The 17,874-nt window shown below is 43.8% G+C and carries 19 protein-coding genes; 6 read left to right on the forward strand and 13 right to left on the reverse strand.

Annotated features, from left to right (window positions below):
- Window positions 1–83: 83 nt before the first annotated feature.
- The 3 genes from sstT to AC0J5Y_RS00255 form a co-directional block, all read right to left on the reverse strand.
- Window positions 84–1,286 carry a serine/threonine transporter SstT gene (gene sstT, locus AC0J5Y_RS00245; protein WP_475131005.1) on the reverse strand — a complete coding sequence of 401 codons (1,203 nt, stop codon included), beginning with the start codon at window positions 1,284–1,286 and terminating at the stop codon, window positions 84–86.
- 194 nt (window positions 1,287–1,480) lie between these two features.
- Window positions 1,481–1,936 (reverse strand): DNA polymerase III subunit chi, encoded by a 456-nt coding sequence (locus tag AC0J5Y_RS00250; protein ID WP_475131006.1) that lies wholly within the window; start codon window positions 1,934–1,936, stop codon window positions 1,481–1,483.
- Window positions 1,937–1,971: 35 nt separating this feature from the next.
- Window positions 1,972–3,651, reverse strand: coding sequence for a leucyl aminopeptidase (locus AC0J5Y_RS00255; RefSeq protein WP_475131007.1), 1,680 nt, complete (start codon window positions 3,649–3,651; stop codon window positions 1,972–1,974).
- Between the two features lie 406 nt (window positions 3,652–4,057).
- Here AC0J5Y_RS00255 and AC0J5Y_RS00260 point away from each other — a divergent pair, with 406 nt between their 5' ends.
- Together AC0J5Y_RS00260 and lptG are read left to right on the forward strand one after the other, a co-directional pair.
- Complete coding sequence (locus tag AC0J5Y_RS00260) at window positions 4,058–5,347, forward strand: LPS export ABC transporter permease LptF (protein WP_475131008.1); 1,290 nt, start codon at window positions 4,058–4,060, stop codon at window positions 5,345–5,347.
- Entirely contained in the window at window positions 5,347–6,573 is a 1,227-nt protein-coding gene (lptG, locus tag AC0J5Y_RS00265) for an LPS export ABC transporter permease LptG (protein WP_475131009.1), read from the forward strand. The genes AC0J5Y_RS00260 and lptG overlap by 1 nt, the downstream gene beginning before the upstream one ends.
- Window positions 6,574–6,650: 77 nt before the next feature.
- On the opposite strand, the gene AC0J5Y_RS00270 is transcribed toward lptG, so the two are convergent.
- Window positions 6,651–7,259, reverse strand: a complete 609-nt coding sequence (locus AC0J5Y_RS00270; RefSeq protein ID WP_475131010.1) for a class I SAM-dependent methyltransferase — start codon at window positions 7,257–7,259, stop codon at window positions 6,651–6,653.
- Between the two features lie 289 nt (window positions 7,260–7,548).
- Between AC0J5Y_RS00270 and imm40 the strand changes: the two genes are divergently transcribed.
- Window positions 7,549–7,845, forward strand: coding sequence for an Imm40 family immunity protein (gene imm40, locus AC0J5Y_RS00275; protein ID WP_475131011.1), 297 nt, complete (start codon window positions 7,549–7,551; stop codon window positions 7,843–7,845).
- Between the two features lie 60 nt (window positions 7,846–7,905).
- The gene (locus AC0J5Y_RS00280) at window positions 7,906–8,604 is read left to right on the forward strand and encodes a hypothetical protein (protein WP_475131012.1); all 699 of its coding nucleotides are present in this window, start codon (window positions 7,906–7,908) and stop codon (window positions 8,602–8,604) included.
- A gap of 209 nt (window positions 8,605–8,813) precedes the next feature.
- Here AC0J5Y_RS00280 and AC0J5Y_RS00285 read toward each other — a convergent pair whose 3' ends face one another.
- From AC0J5Y_RS00285 to recN, 8 genes are all read right to left on the reverse strand, one after another.
- Window positions 8,814–9,152, reverse strand: coding sequence for a DUF3817 domain-containing protein (locus AC0J5Y_RS00285; RefSeq protein WP_475131013.1), 339 nt, complete (start codon window positions 9,150–9,152; stop codon window positions 8,814–8,816).
- Between the two features lie 44 nt (window positions 9,153–9,196).
- Window positions 9,197–10,135: a site-specific tyrosine recombinase XerD gene (xerD, locus tag AC0J5Y_RS00290; protein WP_475131014.1), complete on the reverse strand. Its 939-nt coding sequence runs from the start codon at window positions 10,133–10,135 to the stop codon at window positions 9,197–9,199.
- 107 nt (window positions 10,136–10,242) lie between these two features.
- Window positions 10,243–11,445, reverse strand: a complete 1,203-nt coding sequence (locus tag AC0J5Y_RS00295) for a methyltransferase (protein WP_475131015.1) — start codon at window positions 11,443–11,445, stop codon at window positions 10,243–10,245.
- Window positions 11,446–11,515: 70 nt separating this feature from the next.
- Window positions 11,516–11,776: a sulfurtransferase TusA gene (gene tusA / locus AC0J5Y_RS00300; protein ID WP_475131016.1), complete on the reverse strand. Its 261-nt coding sequence runs from the start codon at window positions 11,774–11,776 to the stop codon at window positions 11,516–11,518.
- A gap of 51 nt (window positions 11,777–11,827) precedes the next feature.
- Entirely contained in the window at window positions 11,828–12,364 is a 537-nt protein-coding gene (locus AC0J5Y_RS00305; protein WP_475131017.1) for a hypothetical protein, read from the reverse strand.
- Between the two features lie 163 nt (window positions 12,365–12,527).
- On the reverse strand, window positions 12,528–13,049 hold the full coding sequence (gene ruvX / locus AC0J5Y_RS00310; RefSeq protein WP_475131018.1) for a Holliday junction resolvase RuvX: 522 nt from the start codon (window positions 13,047–13,049) through the stop codon (window positions 12,528–12,530).
- A gap of 50 nt (window positions 13,050–13,099) precedes the next feature.
- A complete protein-coding gene (locus AC0J5Y_RS00315; RefSeq protein WP_475131019.1) occupies window positions 13,100–13,663 on the reverse strand; it encodes a YqgE/AlgH family protein in 564 nt (187 codons plus the stop codon).
- A 130-nt stretch (window positions 13,664–13,793) separates the two neighbouring features.
- Window positions 13,794–15,473, reverse strand: a complete 1,680-nt coding sequence (gene recN / locus AC0J5Y_RS00320; RefSeq protein ID WP_475131020.1) for a DNA repair protein RecN — start codon at window positions 15,471–15,473, stop codon at window positions 13,794–13,796.
- A 351-nt stretch (window positions 15,474–15,824) separates the two neighbouring features.
- Between recN and ppnP the strand changes: the two genes are divergently transcribed.
- Together ppnP and rlmB are read left to right on the forward strand one after the other, a co-directional pair.
- Window positions 15,825–16,160, forward strand: coding sequence for a pyrimidine/purine nucleoside phosphorylase (gene ppnP / locus AC0J5Y_RS00325; protein ID WP_475131021.1), 336 nt, complete (start codon window positions 15,825–15,827; stop codon window positions 16,158–16,160).
- 205 nt (window positions 16,161–16,365) lie between these two features.
- Window positions 16,366–17,136: a 23S rRNA (guanosine(2251)-2'-O)-methyltransferase RlmB gene (gene rlmB, locus AC0J5Y_RS00330; protein WP_475131022.1), complete on the forward strand. Its 771-nt coding sequence runs from the start codon at window positions 16,366–16,368 to the stop codon at window positions 17,134–17,136.
- Here the strand turns inward: rlmB and coaE are convergent.
- Complete coding sequence (gene coaE / locus AC0J5Y_RS00335) at window positions 17,099–17,791, reverse strand: dephospho-CoA kinase (RefSeq protein WP_475131023.1); 693 nt, start codon at window positions 17,789–17,791, stop codon at window positions 17,099–17,101. The genes rlmB and coaE overlap by 38 nt on opposite strands.
- Between the last annotated feature and the right edge of the window lie 83 nt (window positions 17,792–17,874).

The raw sequence follows: 17,874 nt of genomic DNA on the forward strand, positions 1-17,874 counted from the left end.
ATAAACAGTAAAAGCTGATAATAAAAAAGAGTCCAATCATTGATTGGACTCTTTAGTGTTTGATAATACGATTTTATAGCAAATTAACGGGCATATTTTGGATCAGCAGCAGCGGTAAATAAGACGTCTGTTGATGAGTTCAGAGCGGTTTCAGCCGAGTCCTGTATGACACCGATGATAAAGCCAATAGCAACCACTTGCATGGCAATGTCATTTGGAATACTAAATAGACTCGCTGCAAGTGGAATCAACAACAATGAGCCGCCAGCAACACCGGATGCGCCGCAAGCACTAATCGTTGCAACCAAGCTTAATAGCAGCGCTGAGGCAAACGTCACTTCGATACCGAGGGTATGTGCAGCAGCAAGCGTTAGAACGTTAATAGTGATTGCCGCGCCCGCCATATTGATGGTTGCGCCAAGTGGAATAGTCACTGAATACGTGTCTTCGTGTAGACCTAATTTGCGCGCAAGGTTCATATTGACGGGGATATTTGCTGCTGATGAGCGAGTAAAAAAGGCGGTGATACCAGACTCACGTAAACAAATGAAAACGAGTGGATAAGGATTTTTTCCTGTCTTAACTAAGATGATAAGCGGATTGACGACTAGAGCGATAAATAGCATACAACCAACCAATACCATTAAGATACGGGCATAACCTGCCAAAGCTGCGAAACCTGTTTCAGCAATGGTATTGGCAACCAGACCTAAAATACCAAAAGGTGCTAGGGCGATAACCCATTTGACCACTTGTGAGATGGCATCAGAAAAATCACCGACCACGGTACGAGCGGTATCGCTTGCTTGACGTAAGGCAAAACCAATAATGATTGCCCATGCCAAAATACCAATATAATTGGCTTCTGCGATAGCGTTGATAGGATTAGCAACCAGATTCATTAGCAAGTTGGTCAACACTTCTTTTAAGTTTGCCGGTGGGACTTGCTCAATAACGGCATTGACTAAGACCAGCTCAGTTGGAAATAAGAAGCTTGCCCCTACAGCTGTTAGTGCTGCTAAAAAAGTGCCGAACATATACATGATCAGCACTGGTTTAACATAGACCTCATTACCGCTGCGATGTTGGCTAATGGCTGCCATAACCAAGACAAAGACCAGTATCGGCGCGACGGCTTTTAGTGCCCCCACAAATAAGGTACCAAGTAACCCTAATGCAATACCAACATTTGGTGCCAACCAACCTATTAATACCCCTAATACTAAACCGATAATAATAAGCGGTACCAGTCCTATACGCTGGTACATCGCAATCAATGAACGCATCTATACACCCTCAACCTTGTCAATAAATAAGATATTTATAGCGAAAACAGAAAAACAATCGGAGGATGGTAGCATTTTTTGGGATAAGCGCCTACCTTTAACCCGCATCTGACTGGGCTGATAGGGTTAACGACAAGGTGTTATATGTGGCAAAAAGAATGATTGTATCGTAGCAGATAAGCAGGGGTGATGGCTTAGACGTTAAAATGAGTCAGCTCATAGCCAAGCTTTTGATAGCTTTTATATTTATGACGACCTTCTTGCACACTAGCTGCATCAGGTTTTATCAGCTCAAGGACGCGAGTAGGTGTCGCATTGATAGTAGCTGTCATAAAACTGCTTACTGGATGTATAGTGGTATTAATAACCATACCTTTAAAGTTAGCAGGCATATAATTGCTAAGAAGTACAGGCGCTAACGCTATATGGTTGATAGCAGTATCAGCATTCAAAAGGCGTTGATGGGGGATAAAGCTAGTAGCCTGTTGTCCCCATAATGCCTTATCAAGCGTCGATAGCAATTCATCATCATCGATAAGAATTAACAACGACTGATTGCTTTTATTAAGCGCGGTTTGGGTCAGCTGACAAATAAAGCCCAAGAAATCTCGGGCTTTCTTCTCAGTTAATACATAGAAGCTAACGTTCATAAACTGATTTTCATAGATTGGTTTTCGTTAATAAATTATGCCATATTTGCACTGTTTTTTAAGTATTGCATAAATAATGGCACGGGACGACCCGTTGCAGCTTTGTCTTGACCTGAAATCCATGCGGTACCAGCGATGTCTAAATGCGCCCATGCTTGACCTTCTTCTATAAAGCGTGATAAGAAACAGGCAGCAGTCACAGCGCCAGCACCTTTACCGCCGATATTTTGAATATCAGCAATAGGCGAGTCAATCTGTACTTGATACTCGTCATCCATTGGCATATGCCAGATAAGATCACCCGATAAATGACTGGCATTTTCTAAGTCAAACAACACATCTTCGTCATTACTAAAGACCGCTGAACGCACGTGACCTAAAGCGACTACACAAGCACCAGTCAAAGTTGCGACATCAATGATGGCTTTGGGCTGATAATACTTCTGTACATAGCACAAGGTATCGCACAATACTAAACGACCCTCAGCATCAGTATTCAGGATTTCAACTGACTTACCGTTCATTGCTCTGATGATATCGCCTGGGCGCGTTGCCTCTCCTGATGGCATATTTTCAGCACAAGCCAGCGCACCGACTACGTTGATAGGTAGACGCGCTTCACATAGGGCTTTTATGGTACCGAGTACCGCAGCAGAACCGCCCATATCAAATTTCATCTCATCCATCGCCGCACCTGGTTTGATTGAGATACCACCTGAATCGAAGGTCACGCCTTTACCGACAAGAACGATAGGCGAGTCGTCATTTGCAACTTGCACATCGTCATTACTATCTTGTTTCGCGTTTTTAGCGGCTTTTTTGCTGGCAGCCTTGGTTGGTAACTTATCAGCCAATGCTTTTAGACCGCCAGCTACTTTTGCGCTGTTGGTAGTGGCTTTGCTAGTATCGCCATCAGCATTGACGCTAAAATTAGACTGACCACGATATTCCATTAACACCAGCTTGCCTTCTTTGGTAGAGCCCTGCGCGACCGATAAAAAGCAGTTCATTCCCAGTGCTGACATCTCTTTTTCACCTAATACAGTGACTTTTAATAGGTCAGGATAAGTGGCTGCCAATTCCTGTGCTTGCTCAGCCATATACGCTGGGAAACAGATATTACCTGGCTCATTGGCGACATCACGGGTCAAACTTTGACCAGTAAAGACCGCTTGTGCAAAGTTTAACGAATCCTCCAAAGATGGCTCTGCCAATAAATAGATGTCCGTTAAAACAGGCGTTTGCTGCTCAGATTTGTACTTGTCAAAACGATAGCTTGCTGCCAGCAGACTTAGGGCAAATTGACTAAAATGGTTTTCTTCTAAAGCATCGCCTAACGCGACAGTGATAGAGTCAACACGCTTTTGCGTGCTCTTATAAATGGTATTAGCAATTTTTTCTAGAACGCTATGACGCAATTTATCAACATTACCCACACCGACCAATAACAGCTGTACTGGATTTTCTTTGGTGGTTTTCTTATCACCGGCTAAAGCATAGTCAGCAACGGTTTCACAAGCTTTGCCGTTAAAGTGCGATACTTCAATCAATTGCTCAATACGGGTTTGATAGTCGCTCAATACCGATTCAGCTAAGATGTTTTTCTTATCATCGACTAAAACGACAAGACAAGCCGCGTCTTTACTTTTGGCTTCTTTTTTGAGAATTTTTTGCGTATGGGTTTTCGGTAAACTTTGCGTTAATTTAATATTCATATAATTATCCTTATTAGAATGATGACAATACAGGGTCTGTTAAAACAGTTTATCCTGTTAAATCAGTTAGCTTATAGTGTTATTAGAGCTGTGGCAGTAGTGTAGCATATCGTTTGACACCTGAGCAGTGAGCAAGGTATAGGTAATGTTTTCAAACACATTTCACCGTCATTTTTTACCAAAATATGCTAGCATTATCGGTTATAGTAAACACGGCTTGTTGCATAAGCGCGCTCGGTCTTTATTACGTTTTATATAGGATTGACAGGGGGATTTATGTCAGTCTTTTTATCTTGATTTTGTCTTTATACAGTCGACTTTTAATGACTCAAATTCTTTATAAGAATGCGATAACTCGCATCCATGCTAACCGCTAAGAGTGCCTATTGTGATATTACGCCGCTATATGACCCAACAAGTTGCCTCAACGACCGCATTGGTCTTGGGGTTTTTAGTGGTGATGATGCTCGGCGGTCGCTTGATCCGCTATTTTGGTATCGCAGCTGAAGGTAATTTGGACATCGGATTGCTGTTTACCATCATTGGCTATAACTTACCTTATTTCTTAGAGCTTATCCTGCCATTGGCGTTCTTTATTGCTCTAATGCTGGTGTTTGGTCGCCTGTATGTTGACCAAGAAATGGCAGTGATTAATGCCAGTGGTGTGTCGCGAGGTCGGCTTGGGCGCTTGATGACGCCATTGATTTTGGCATTGTTCGTTGGAGAGGCGGCGTTATCTATCGTCGGTAAACCGTGGGGTGTGCGTTCATCTGAGAATGTCTGGCAGCAGCAAGCGTTGACCAGTGCCTTTGATTTGATTCGCCCCAATCAGTTTATTAGCAGTGGCAATTATCATCTGTATGTGGGCAGTTTGAGTGATGATAAAAGACAATTGCAAGATGTGATATTGATTCAAAGTGAGCCTGAAAAAAAGGGCGGCGTAGCGAACAATAATACTGCTAACAGTAGTGCTATGAATGTTGAAAATAACATCGGTGCTAAAACTGCTGAGCAGCTTAATATTCCAGAATTGCCCGTAGCCTTGGCCAATAATACCCATATTAGTAAGGATACCATCACGCTTGCCAAACGCGCTGAACAAGTTGACACCGGCAATAGCGGCGTCACGCAATTGGATTTGTTCCAAGGTCGCCGTTATGAAGTCGGGGCTGGCAGCTTAAAATACAATCAAGTGGGTTTTGATCGCTACCGTATTACTTTGACCGAATCCTCTAAAGAGGTCATCACTGAAGACAATATTGAGACGCAAGCGATTGGACCATTGTGGCAAGCGGCGACTGGCAATACGCAAGTGGGCAGTAATAACGCCATGCGCGCGGCGCAAGGCGAGCTTGGTTATCGTTTAGCGCTACCTTGGCTGATGATTATCGCACCGATGCTCGCCGTACCACTGGCGCAAGTACGTCCGCGTCAAGGTCGCTGGCTGCGTCTATTTCCTTCTATTTTGTTGTTTGTCAGCTGTGCGCTCGGTATCATCTCACTCAAAAATGCTGTCGGTAAAGGCAGTGTAAGCGTGTGGGCCTATGCATGGCTTATCTTAGGATTTATGGTATTGGCACTATATATGAATTGGGGTAGCCGCGTGCAGCACCGATTGCGCTTTCGCAAGCCAGAGAATGAGCTTTTGACAGTTACCGACAATCAAAATAGTAGCTCACAAGGAGGGCAGTCTTAATGAGTGCTCTATTCTCTAAATCATCGAAGCCGAATTCGCCAAATGCTAAATCGCTACTTAGTCCAAAACTGATTAACCTCAAAGTGCTTAGCCGCTATGTGAAACTAAATGCCTTGCTGGCGATTATCGCTGCGGTCATAGGGCTGTGGGCATTACAGCTGGTATTCTCTTATTTATCTGAGCTTGATTCGCTAGATGATAGTTATACGATGGGAGAGGCAATCAGATATATCTTTTATCGTTCACCCTATTTTTTAGAGCAATTTATTCCGACTGGTGCCTTATTGGGTGCGGTCGTTGGTTTAGGATTGCTGGCCAATAACAGCGAGCTAGTCGTCATGCGCGCGGCTGGTATTAGTGTTTATCGAATCGTCAGCTGGGTATTACAGCCCGCCATGATTTTTGTGTTACTCGCATTGAGTATCAATCAGTTCGTGCTGCCGCACTCTAATCAATTGGCAAAAGAAATCAACGATGAAGACAGCAGTTCATTGGTCACATCGGTACGCGGTTATTGGACAGTGCAGCCACGCTTTGAGAGTACAAAAGACGGCAGTGCCAAGCCAGATGGTAGCGATATTTTGTATATCGATTATGCTGACGTCAAAGGTAATATCGGTCAAGTAAAACGTTGGCACTTGGACAATAAAGGCAATCTGCAAACGGCGATTCATGCTGAGGGCGGTAAATACATTGGGCGTGAGGTGCTTGCGACTGCTAGCAGCAAGCCAAGTGAGCAATATCGCTATGAGTGGCAGCTGAACAATATGACCAAGCTGATGATTAATCAAGGCTTTGAAAGTAGCCAAGCCATATCGCCCACAGACACATTGAGTTTACCGTTTGCCCCTGAGTCTGTGTATTTGCTCACGCGTCAAGCTGAAGATTTATCTCTTACGCAACTTTATGAGCATCGTCAATTTATGCGTCAACAAGGCACGCGCTCTTTGAGTCACGAGCTGGCGTTTTGGCAAAAGCTGCTATCACCATTATCGATTTTATCGCTGGTGATTGTTGCTTGCTCATTCGTCTTTGGCTCACTACGTACGCACAGTCTCGGCTTACGTATCGTCGTGGCATTACTATTTGGACTGCTATTTAGTTATGTGCAGGATTTGGTTGGTTTTGTCTCGCTGGCGACTGGTTTTTCGCCACTACTGATGGTGATATTACCAATCGTTGCCAGTGCAGCTTTGGGTGGCTATTTACTGAAACGGCAAATGTAAATGACAATGTTTGGGCATAGAAAAGCACGCTAAATCATCAGGGTTTAGCGTGTTTTTTATTTATCTGATTCTAGGAATTAATCTTTGGTCGCCATAGTAATGGTATAGGTTTTGCCTTGTTTGATCTTTTCGCTGTTGCCAAATACTTCGGTAAACGAGCGTTTCATAAACTGACGTAAGCCATTAATCGTTACCACATAAAAACGGCCACCTTGACGCATGCGTGCATAGGCATCAAGGAAATAAAGGTAATGCTGCTCTTTACCGACCTTGGCTGGTAGGTTCGACATGACCAAACTAAAATCTTTTGCTTTATCTACATGATTAAAGCCATTGGATAGATGCACATCGACATTTTTCAGACCATTTTTTTCACAGTTCAAGCGCGCATATTCCACCGCCATAAAGTCTTTATCAATCAAAGTATGCAGACCATTTGGGCATTCACGCGCTGCCGTCATACCAAGCACGCCATAGCCACAGCCCAAATCTATCGAGTCATCATCCGCTTGAAAATCCACATAATCGAGTAGCATTAAGCTACCGTCATCGAGCTTTTGCGGTGAAAAAATACCCCACGTGGTCGCAAAATCAAACGGTTTACCCAGCACCTCTTGGCGAAAGTTAATGTCGTCGCGCCAGTGTCGGGCATTTTTTAGGAGGTCAGCAGGTGGTTTATGGCTCATGAGATTCTCGAATAATGGATAGGTAAAAGGAGGTGCGTTGTCCAAATAGACAGCGCTCATCGTATGACGAGTATTGTAACGAGAAAAAGGGCGGTTTGCAGCTATGGATTGATAGAATTGTATGGTAGGGATTATAAGTGACGTTGATAAAGTTTTTTAGGGGTAGCTATATAGCTAACAGAAACCGATTAAGCAGTTATACAGAGATTAAATTTCTATGCTAAGTTATAATTTTGCGTTAAGAAAGGTAAGATTTCGATCTATCACTATCAGTTAAGGAAGAGTAGATTTGATTCAGATATTGGAGTTTTACTCACGTTTAGGTGAAAGTTTAGAAAACAATGGTATTGACGAAAAAGTTTTACCAATTAGTGAAGCAAACGCAATTTTAGATCTATATCTTTCTAATAACGTCCTTGTGTTAGGTGGTGATCTCTACGTTAAAAAACTAGAGAAAGGTTTCGAGTTGTTTTATGCAGATTGGTTCTACGAAGGAGACGATATCGAGGATAGTATAAATAAGGCTAAAAATTATCTAAGACAGTTTGGAAGAAAAGATTTGTATGTATCTTTCGTAGTTAAATAAAGTGGGCTAGCGTAATAAAACAACATCATTGGAATATGGGATTGTTTATCGAGAAAAAATATGAGTGATCTTAATAAAGACTGGACACCTGGTTTTGGTACTATTTACACATGGTTTGCAATGGATAAAAATGGACGAATTACCGTTATGGTAAATAACTGCTGGGGAGACCTACCGCAGTCAGTCTTAAATATTAATAATGCTGAGCTATTATTGGATGACTTAAACGATTATATGTGGGAAGAGTCGAATAAGTACACTGACTATCCTCAGAATAAAGGAGGAAAGTTAATTGTTGATTTATATTCTTACTGGGCAAACAAGAATATGTACCGTAAGAAAAGTGCTATAAGGTTGAATGCTGGTATCGATGAATTAAAGGACTATATTGTTGAATCATATACTTATTGGACAAATAAAAAAATGAATCGCAAGAAAATCACTAGAAGTTTAACTGCTGATCTTAATCAATTTAAAAATTATAGTGATGCTAATTTGTCAGTAAATAAAGGTTACTTTTTATACCATGCGGTAGAAGGGTATAACAAAGGCGAGGATTACCCTGTAGGGTATGAGGGCGATACCAAAATGGGTGATTATTTTCGTTATCTTGTGCCAACTGTCTATGCTTCTATTGAGGACTTTCCACAAGAGCTTTGGCACGGTATAGCCGTTTCAGACACTCTAGATTTTACCAAAGATAGAGTGCTTGATAATGATAAGATCAATACCTATTTTCCGAGGAATTATCAAGTTTAATAAGAATAAAAAATACCTTTTGAATCTTCGATGTAGTTTTTCAAATCTTATACAGAAAATTCCCTTTAATGATTTTCTCTTGCGAACCTAACGAAGCAGTGCTTCTTTTTAACCGTTCTCAACCCCTCGGATGATGCTCTGCACGTAATTACTACAATCTCCCCATCACTACATAGGGATAGGTTCACGTTTCCGAAAAACTCTTGATCTTACTTTCCTAACCGCTTCTTTAACACATGATCAAACACAAACGGTCCAAATGGTAAAAACGAGCCAAGCACGCCTGCAGGCAACGCCCAAAGTGGCATTTTTATTTTGCTCGCCGTAATGATCAGCACCAAGATATAAGCCACGAATAGCGCCCCATGTGCCATGCCGACATAGCTCACCGCTTCAGGCATGTCCAGCATATATTTGAGAGGCATGGCGATACCCAGCAGTAATAAAAAAGACGTGCCTTCTAAATAACCCATAATGGTCAGTTTTTTGAGGGCAAAGTTTTGCGCTTTGGTTAGGGCGGGCACGGGAGACGGCTGAGCTTGCAACACGGTATAGTCCTCTGAATATGATGTATAAATATTTGGTGTTAACGTTAACCACGTGGATGATGCGCCGCATGCAATTGCTGCAGTCTCGCCGTAGCCACGTGGGTATATATCTGCGTCGTTGATAAATCACTGTGTCCAAGCAATAACTGCACGCTACGTAAGTCTGCGCCATGATTCAGTAGATGCGTGGCAAAAGCGTGGCGCAGGGTATGGGGTGACAGCTCTTTATCGATACTGGCGACTTTGGCGTACTTTTTGAGCAAATACCAAAAATTCTGCCGCGTCATATAGCCGCCTTGTGCGGTCAAAAACACTGCTTGGCAGTTGCCCGATTTCAGATGCGCAATCAAATCCCCACGTCCATGCGACAGATAATCTTCTAGCGCATCGTTTGCATATTCGCCGAGTGGCACCAGTCGCGTTTTATTGCCTTTCCCCGTGATTTGTAGCCAGCCAGCGTTTAGATTTACTTGCTCAAGAGACAAATTCACCAGTTCACTGACGCGCAAACCGCAAGCGTAAAGTACCTCTAACATGGCTTTATCACGCAGTCCGAGCGTTGTGCTGGTATCAGGCGCGGCAAGGAGATTATCGACGTCAGCTTCTGCCAAATCTTTTGGTAGGGGACGACCAAGTTTGGGGCTTTTAATGCGCTCACAAGGATTATCTTCACGTAAGTTGCTGGCAATCATCCACAGATAAAATTGACGCAAACTTGAGAGCATACGCGCTTGAGTACGGGGCGTTTTGCCGTCTTGAGTGAGGAGAGAGAGACAATGCAGCACATCTTCGGGCTGCCAACGCGTTAAAGCCGAATGATTGGTTAATTCGCAAGAGCGCAAATCACGCACATAGGCGTTACGGGTACGTGTCGCCAAACCACGAGCCAGCATTGCTTGACGAAATTCGGTTATATAAGCCGGTTCATCATCTACGGCCAGCGCTTTTGGTTGGCGCTGCTGTACGGCACGGTCGCGGCTCATAAGACATACTCGGTAGTGGTATAAGAAATTACAAGTGGATATAAATGATATTTTTTATAGTAAGCTGATTATCCGTTAATAAAATTTGGCAAAGTCATTTTCACCCTTTAAGTATTAACAGCTACCAAACACCATAGCGAGGTGACTTCCGCATTACGCGCTGCAAATAGTGGATCAGTATCGTCTTGGCTTCGACCGTGTTTAGGTTGGGTATCGAGACGGTATTTTACTTCTAAACCAGCATTAGCAAACCAGCCCAATAATTCATCGCGGCTGCGCAACTGCAAATGTTCTGCCAAATCTGACAGAATCAACCAGACCTCTCCTTGTTCAGCTAAATGCTGCTTTGCGCCTTGCAAAAACCCACGCAACATCGTGCTATTGGCATCATAGACGGCGAATTCTAAGGGCGAGGTTGGCTTGGCGGGCAACCAAGGTGGATTACAGACCAGTAAATTCGCCAGTGGCGCATCAGTCGGATACAAGTCCGCTTGCTGCAACTGCACTGCAGGTAAATCTAAACGTGTAAGGTTGTCACTAGCGCAGGCTAATGCACGCGGATTTAAGTCCGTTCCAATCACCTGTTTCACACCGCGCTGCGCCAGAATAATAGCAAGCAAACCGGTTCCGGTACCGATATCAAAGGCGACATCATAAACGGCTGGCAACGGTGCAGCGAGCAACAGCTGCACATACTCATGACGAGTCGGTGCAAAGACGCCATAATGTGGGAAAATTGATAAACCCAAATTCTCGATTGCCACGCCTTTTACACGCCACCCTGCCGCACCTAAGGCACCTTGCAAGTCACGAAATGATATTAGACATGACTCATTCAACTCACCAAAAGCAGCGGTACAAGCATCACTGACATCAGGGGCGCGGCGTAACAGGCTGACATAACCGGCATCAAGCTCTAATAATAAACGGCTTAACAAGCGCGAACGCTGTGATTGGACTTGTCGTTGCTGATGAAACAAGCTAGGGATCACTTTAGAGGATGCTGAAGCCTCATCTGTAGATTTAGCGGACTTAGCAGATTTATTAATTTTACGCTGCTCAGAACGCTCATTCGCACGGTCAATGCGTCGAGTAATGGCTTGCAGTAGTTGCCTTGCATTATTAAAATCACCACGCCACAACATTGACGTTCCAGCACAAGCCAAGCGATAAGCCTCATCGGCTGTCGTTTTGTCGTCGACCACAACAATACGCGCAGGCGGCATATGATTGCTTTGAGACAACCAGCGGGCCTGACGTAAGGTTTCATTTTCGTGCCATTGCACGTACTGTATTTCTGTTGCTAACACGCGACCTACCTTTCAGATGTGAATGATGTATTTTTTATAACGTAAAGATATTTTTGCATTATATATTGCGCTAAGCGCTCTTTTTCTTGACTAAATAACGATAGGTTGGCGCATTGTTTAGCGTTTCTTGGTGGACAAGGGTATGTCCCAAGTGCCGGCAGAAATTAGGAATGTCTCGCGTAGTGGCAGGATCAGTGGCTAATATCTCAATCACATCGCCGCCATCCGCTTTACGAATCGTCTTGTGCAGCATCATGACCGGCTCAGGACAAATCAGTCCTTGGGTATCTAGATGATGGTGAATAGTCGTGTCTAATATTGAAGTCGTCATATTTTGTTTTGTAAACCTAATAGATAAGTTTGGTAGCTGAATACTTGTTTGTTACTGATCTTGTAAGGGCACATTTTCTGCATCAGTAGGGGTAATAATTTTATTATTTTCAGTGCTATTATTATTCTCAGGTAAGTCGGCTAGAGCTAAGAAATTAAAGAAGCGCTTAAAGCTCACCTTAAATAAAAAAGCCACACCGAGCCACGATGCCAATCCTAACCAAGCTGTATCGGCAAATAACAGCCCACCGAGCAGGATAATACTTGAGACACCAATGGTCATGATAACCATCGAGGTTTGATTGAGACGATAGCGGTAGATAATAAAGGCATTATATAGCGTCAGTGGAATGGTCAGCGCCACTAAAGCATAAGGTAAGTTATAGAATAGTTGATAAAGGAGCTGATTGTCATGAAAAGCTTTGATACTAGCAATGGTGCCAAAAACCATAAAAGCGATAATAGCGGCATAAATGAGATAAACGGCTATTTGGTTGACACGTTGGGCACCTTTGATACGCGCAATAGCAAGCGGTGCAAAACCGTGTCGCGAGCTATTGTGCGGAGAGTGGTCTGAGACAGAGGTCATAATAATCAGTCATTTATTCGTTTGGATTGAGGAGGTACAGTTAATTCACTTTGAAAAGGCTACAGAACTACTGGGGTTAATTCTTCGTAGCCTCTGTCTGCGTAGGCACAGCAAGCAAGAAAAATTAACCCCAGTAGTGATTGATAACATTTGTATTTCTTTATTAATCTGCTTTGATGGCGTCGATGGCGATACTGCTATGAGGATCAGCAAAGTAGGTCGACATCAAGATACAGGCAGAAATATCATCAATCGGAGCGCGCTCATGTTTAATCCAGCCATTATCCCACGCAATTTCACGTGCGGCCACTGAGGTCAGGCGCTCATCGCATAGAGATACGATCACAGGTAAATGCTGCTCCATAATTCTATGTGCCAGACGACGGGCAAATTTATGTGCCCGTTTTGATAGCATAGAGCTGCTACCGTCCATATTTAGTGGCAGCCCAACTACTACCTTTGCCACGCCCCAAACCTTGATAATACCGAGTAAGTTATCCCAATCAGGTTGTCCATTATTCATCGCCAAGATATCAAAGGCACGCGCCGTTTCTGTCAAGCTATTACCGAGTGCCATGCCCATTTTTTTAACCCCATAATCTAAGGCTAAAATAAGATGCGGCTTAATTGCAGGTTCAGCATCGCTAGTATCAGTACTATCTTCTATAAAAGTGCTATCTACCATAATAAGGGGGATTTCCTGTTTTTATTGCTGTATTCGCTAAACATATGAGATTAAGCATGACCAATATCGCTGCTTAGATAATCAAAATTAACCCCGATCTTATCGGCGGCCATTTGCCAACGATCCTCAAATGGCGTATCAAACAATAAGTTCAAATCAGCAGGGCAGACCAGCCAGTCGCCGTTAGCAAGCTCACGATCAAGCTGCTTTTTACCCCAGCTCGCATGACCTAAACAGAGCTGATAATGACCAACGCCTTGACCGGCTGCAATACGTTTGAGAATATCTTGGCTGGTGGTGATGCAGACATTTTCTGAGATGGCAAATGAGGATGCCCATTCTGGCTGCCCTGTATGCAGTACAAAGCCAACCTCAGGGTACATAGGTCCACCTTCTAATGCCAGACATTCCATCACCTGTGCGTCCGTAACCTCAATATCCAGATCTTCTAGCAGTTTTCCTACCCGTGCCTGCTTTAATGGACGATTTACCATCAGCCCGAGGGCGCCGTGTTTATCATGACGACAGATATAAATCAGCGCCTGCTCAAACCGTGGGTCTGACAGCTCAGGCGCCGCGATTAAAAAATGATGGGTCAAATTGGCTTTGGACATAGAGACAAACGCAACCTACTAATAAAGGTAAAATAACAGAGCTGACACCACTATATGGCGATAACGAGTAAAAAATCAACTAAAGCAAGGATTTAGCAATAAAAAGGTGTTTATGGTGGTCAATCAACGATCATTTAACATCGCTCAATAAACTACGCGCATGGTCACGAGTGACATCGGTGATAATAACACCACCAGACATACGTGCCAGCTCATCTACTTGCGCGCTCTCGGTTAAGATGACAAGCTCACTTTCAGTTTGCTCGTCATGATGTTTTTGTACCAAGATATGCTGATGCGCTTGCGCAGCGACTTGGGCTTGGTGGGTAATGGCTAGTAATTGCTGCGTTTGCCCGAGGGCGCGCAACAGCTCACCCACCACTTGCGCCGTACCGCCACTGATACCGACATCAACCTCGTCAAAGACCAGCATAGGTTTTGCCGCATTATTATCTGCATTAGTCGCTTGCAGAACCTGCATCACTAGCGCCATACGTGATAGTTCACCGCCTGAAGCGATTTTGTGTAGCGGCTGCATCGGCATACCGACGTTGGCGCTGAATAATAAATCGATATCATAACAGCCTTGTCCATTATATTGACTGACATCGGTCTTTTTGGTAAACACGAATTCACAACGTGCATTGGGTAGGGCAAGCGGCTGTAGTTGCTTAATCAGCTGTTTGCTGACAATCGGTGCAGCCTTGGCGCGTTTTTTATTTAGCTCAGTTGCTAGTGCTATATATTCTTGCCATGCTTGCTCAATTTGTGCCGCCATTGCATCACTGCTTGGCTCGTTTTCTAATTGTTCTAATTGCGCTTCCCAGTCTTTTGCTTCATTAATCAAGTCGCTCGCTGGCAAGTTATGCTTACGTGATAGGCGATGACCTAAACTGATTAAACTGTCTAATGACTGCAAACGCTCAGGGTCAGGCAATTGCTGCTCAGCATAATCTGACAATAAGCCAGTCACTTCAGTGATTTGCTGCTGCGCCAAATGTAGCTGCTCTGAGGCTTGCTCAAAGGTTTGGCTCACGCTCATTTGATTATCGCATAGTTTAATTACTTGTCCGAGCAAGGTCATGACATCGGGCTCATCGGTATCATTATCGAGTAAATGCAAACCATGACTGGCCTCGATCATTAGTGCCTCAATATTAGATAACTCTTCGTGTTCTGCTTCTACTTCTGCATAATCAACGATCAATAACGGTGCGATATCTGCTAGCTGGCTTTGCAACAGTTGAATACGATCTTGGCGCTGAGCTTCACGGCTAGCGAGTTCGTCAGCGCGGCGTTTAAGTTGCTGATAAACTTGATAGCTACTTGAGGTCTGCTTAGCAAGAGAAGTTATCTGTGCCATTTCATCCAGCCATTGCACTACAAATTGTGGCTTGAGTAGCGCCTGCTGAGCGTGTTGACTATGAATATTGACCAGCAATGCACCCAAACTCTTAAGCTCAGCCAAACTGACAGGTATGCCATTTAACCATGCTTTTGAGCGCCCTGTATTACTGAGTTGTCGGCGAATCAATACATCTGGCTCTTCTAACACCCGCTCATTTTTGGCAAACCATTCAGCAATGACGCTATTGTTTTCTACATCAAATTGCGCGTAGATATCCGCGTGCGTCGCGCCATGCCGGACCATCGCACTGTCTGCGCGCTCGCCGATACATAAAGACAGCGCATCGAGTAATAGCGATTTGCCAGCCCCCGTCTCACCAGTGATGACATTGAAGCCTTCAGCCACACTCAGCTCGTGCTGAGCGATCAACGCAAACTGATGTAAAGTTAATGATACTAGCATCAACGCCTCTCATGACCGACAATGAATCTTGCATGCAATGCAAAAACATCATCTCTAAGCCAATTAAAGTAAAAAGTTAAGGGACAAAATTAGAGATAGTATGGTGGCAAATAATCTTAAATACAAATTATAAAGGTAATCAATGACATCCGTTGCAGCCGTGCTAATAAGCTGAACTTTCCTGCCGCTGTAACAAACTTTATAGATATAATGTGGTAGCATAATCTCACATAATGATAAACTCTTACCACCAGATTTTGATAGATAGTAGGATAACTGTCATTTATACAGTTGCTTAATTTTTAATTTGGTTTTTTAGTTTGGCAATAATTATTTGATAAGGAAGCCACTATGACAGCGGTGCAATTTACCAATGTAACAGTCATTGCTCAAGCCACGATATCATACGATGGTCGTTGCTCAAGCCATACGATTATGTTCGAGGACGGTCGTCATAAAACATTAGGTGTTATCTTACCTTGTGATAATTTGGTCGAGCATTATCACTTTAGTACCAATACCTCCGAACGTATTGAAATTACTAGCGGTGAGTGCGAAGTCAAAATAAATGGGGAAGAGGAGTTCAGCTACTACCGTGCAGGACAATCTTTCGTAGTCGAAGGCAATAGCGGCTTCAATTTGCGTACAGAACAGATCGTCCAGTATATCTGTCACTTAGAAGGCTAATATGCCTCAAAGTGTCGTTAGATAATTGATGACGCCAAAAATCCAATGATTCCAAAGAAATAAATCTCATCAGGTTTATTTCTTTTTTTTGCTGACATTATTTAGATGAAGCTGGTCATTAATTGCTACAATTACACACTTCTCTTTTTATCGCATGTTTTGTATGACACAGTGCGATACCCACTTTATAATCAATAGGCCTATTATGGCAAAACCTACCTATTTTTATGGCATTCATGCGATTGATGCCTTACTCGAATACCGTCCTCTTGATGGACTGAGCTTGTTTGTACAGCAAGGGCGCGAGACTGACAGTCATGTACAGTCTATTATGGCGCAAGCACGTGATAATGGCATCAGTATTCAACCAACGCAAAAAGACAAACTTACTCAGCTATGTGGTAGCCCGCAACATCAAGGCGTAGTACTGAACGCTCGTCCGTTAGGCTTCGCTGATGAAGGTTTGCTAGATACCCTTGCTGGTCGCGATGATTGTTTGTTACTGGTGTTAGACCAAATTACGGATGCACATAATTTTGGCGCTTGTTTGCGTACAGCGGTGGCAATGGGCGTAGATGCGGTTATTTGTCCAAAGCATCATGCAGCTAGCTTAACCCCAACGGTTGCCAAAGTTTCTGTGGGTGCCGCAGAGATGATGCCGATTGTGAGCGTGACTAATTTGGCGCGTACATTGACAAAAATCAAAAATGCCGGTGTCTTTGTTTTTGGTACCGCTCTTAATGCCGATGCCAAACCAATCCATACCGCAGATCTGACTGGTAAGACAGCTATTATCATGGGTTCAGAGGGTGAGGGGATGCGTCGCCTGACTATGGAGAGCTGCGATGAGCTGGTTTATATCCCGATGTCAGGCAATGAGCATGGCAACTTGCAAAGCTTAAATGTCAGTGTGGCGACAGGTATGGCTTTGTATGAGATTAATCGGCAGCGAACTTTAGCTGCTGGGCAAGCTTAAGGTAGTCTTGATGGAGCGGCTCTAATTGTACATATAGCGCCGCAAGATCACTCTCATTTAATACCACATCATCCGCATGACGATTGCGCTGTTCACGGCTAAGCTGATTGACCATAATGGCTTTAATTTTTTGCACACTTAGCGCATCACGTTGACTGGCACGCGCAAGCTGGGTAGCTTCTGTGGCATCCATCACCAAAATACGTTGACATAAATTGGCAAGCCCGGCTTCTGCTGCTTCGATTAATAGCGGCGCTGACAATACTACATACGGTGAGGTACTCTCCGCCAACTGCTTTTTTGCGGCTTCACGTATCGCGGGATGGGTAATCGCTTCAAGCTCAATTAGAGCATCAGGGTAAGTAAACACATGGGTTCGTACAGCGGCGCGGTCCATATTGCCATCAGCATTTAGCACCCAATCTCCAAATTTCCTCTGGATTTTGCGCAACGTTGAGCTGCCTTTGACCACCACTTCATGTGCAATGACATCTGCATCAATAATATCGATTCCCTGCTGTGCGAACCAGTCGCTGGCGGCTGACTTGCCACTGCCGATACCACCCGTTAAACCCACTACCAATGTTTTACTTTTATGCTCAGGCGTTTGCGGCTGATGCGAATAAGGTGAAGGTGCTGCTGCGTATTTTGACATAATGATGACTTATCTGACTGATAGAAGGATAATGACTGTAATCAATGAAAGGTTAAACATAATTATCGGGAAATGGCTACTGC

Source organism: Psychrobacter sp. TS_SC_6, from assembly GCF_056156305.1.

Coding starts and splice junctions, on each gene's coding strand:
- sstT (WP_475131005.1), bottom strand. CDS start 1,286: ATGCGTTCATTGATTGCGATGTACCAGCGTATAGGACTGGTACCGCTT.
- AC0J5Y_RS00250 (WP_475131006.1), bottom strand. CDS start 1,936: ATGAACGTTAGCTTCTATGTATTAACTGAGAAGAAAGCCCGAGATTTC.
- AC0J5Y_RS00255 (WP_475131007.1), bottom strand. CDS start 3,651: ATGAATATTAAATTAACGCAAAGTTTACCGAAAACCCATACGCAAAAA.
- AC0J5Y_RS00260 (WP_475131008.1), top strand. CDS start 4,058: ATGACCCAACAAGTTGCCTCAACGACCGCATTGGTCTTGGGGTTTTTA.
- lptG (WP_475131009.1), top strand. CDS start 5,347: ATGAGTGCTCTATTCTCTAAATCATCGAAGCCGAATTCGCCAAATGCT.
- AC0J5Y_RS00270 (WP_475131010.1), bottom strand. CDS start 7,259: ATGAGCCATAAACCACCTGCTGACCTCCTAAAAAATGCCCGACACTGG.
- AC0J5Y_RS00280 (WP_475131012.1), top strand. CDS start 7,906: ATGAGTGATCTTAATAAAGACTGGACACCTGGTTTTGGTACTATTTAC.
- xerD (WP_475131014.1), bottom strand. CDS start 10,135: ATGAGCCGCGACCGTGCCGTACAGCAGCGCCAACCAAAAGCGCTGGCC.
- tusA (WP_475131016.1), bottom strand. CDS start 11,776: ATGACGACTTCAATATTAGACACGACTATTCACCATCATCTAGATACC.
- AC0J5Y_RS00305 (WP_475131017.1), bottom strand. CDS start 12,364: ATGACCTCTGTCTCAGACCACTCTCCGCACAATAGCTCGCGACACGGT.
- ruvX (WP_475131018.1), bottom strand. CDS start 13,049: ATGGTAGATAGCACTTTTATAGAAGATAGTACTGATACTAGCGATGCT.
- AC0J5Y_RS00315 (WP_475131019.1), bottom strand. CDS start 13,663: ATGTCCAAAGCCAATTTGACCCATCATTTTTTAATCGCGGCGCCTGAG.
- recN (WP_475131020.1), bottom strand. CDS start 15,473: ATGCTAGTATCATTAACTTTACATCAGTTTGCGTTGATCGCTCAGCAC.
- ppnP (WP_475131021.1), top strand. CDS start 15,825: ATGACAGCGGTGCAATTTACCAATGTAACAGTCATTGCTCAAGCCACG.
- rlmB (WP_475131022.1), top strand. CDS start 16,366: ATGGCAAAACCTACCTATTTTTATGGCATTCATGCGATTGATGCCTTA.
- coaE (WP_475131023.1), bottom strand. CDS start 17,791: ATGTCAAAATACGCAGCAGCACCTTCACCTTATTCGCATCAGCCGCAA.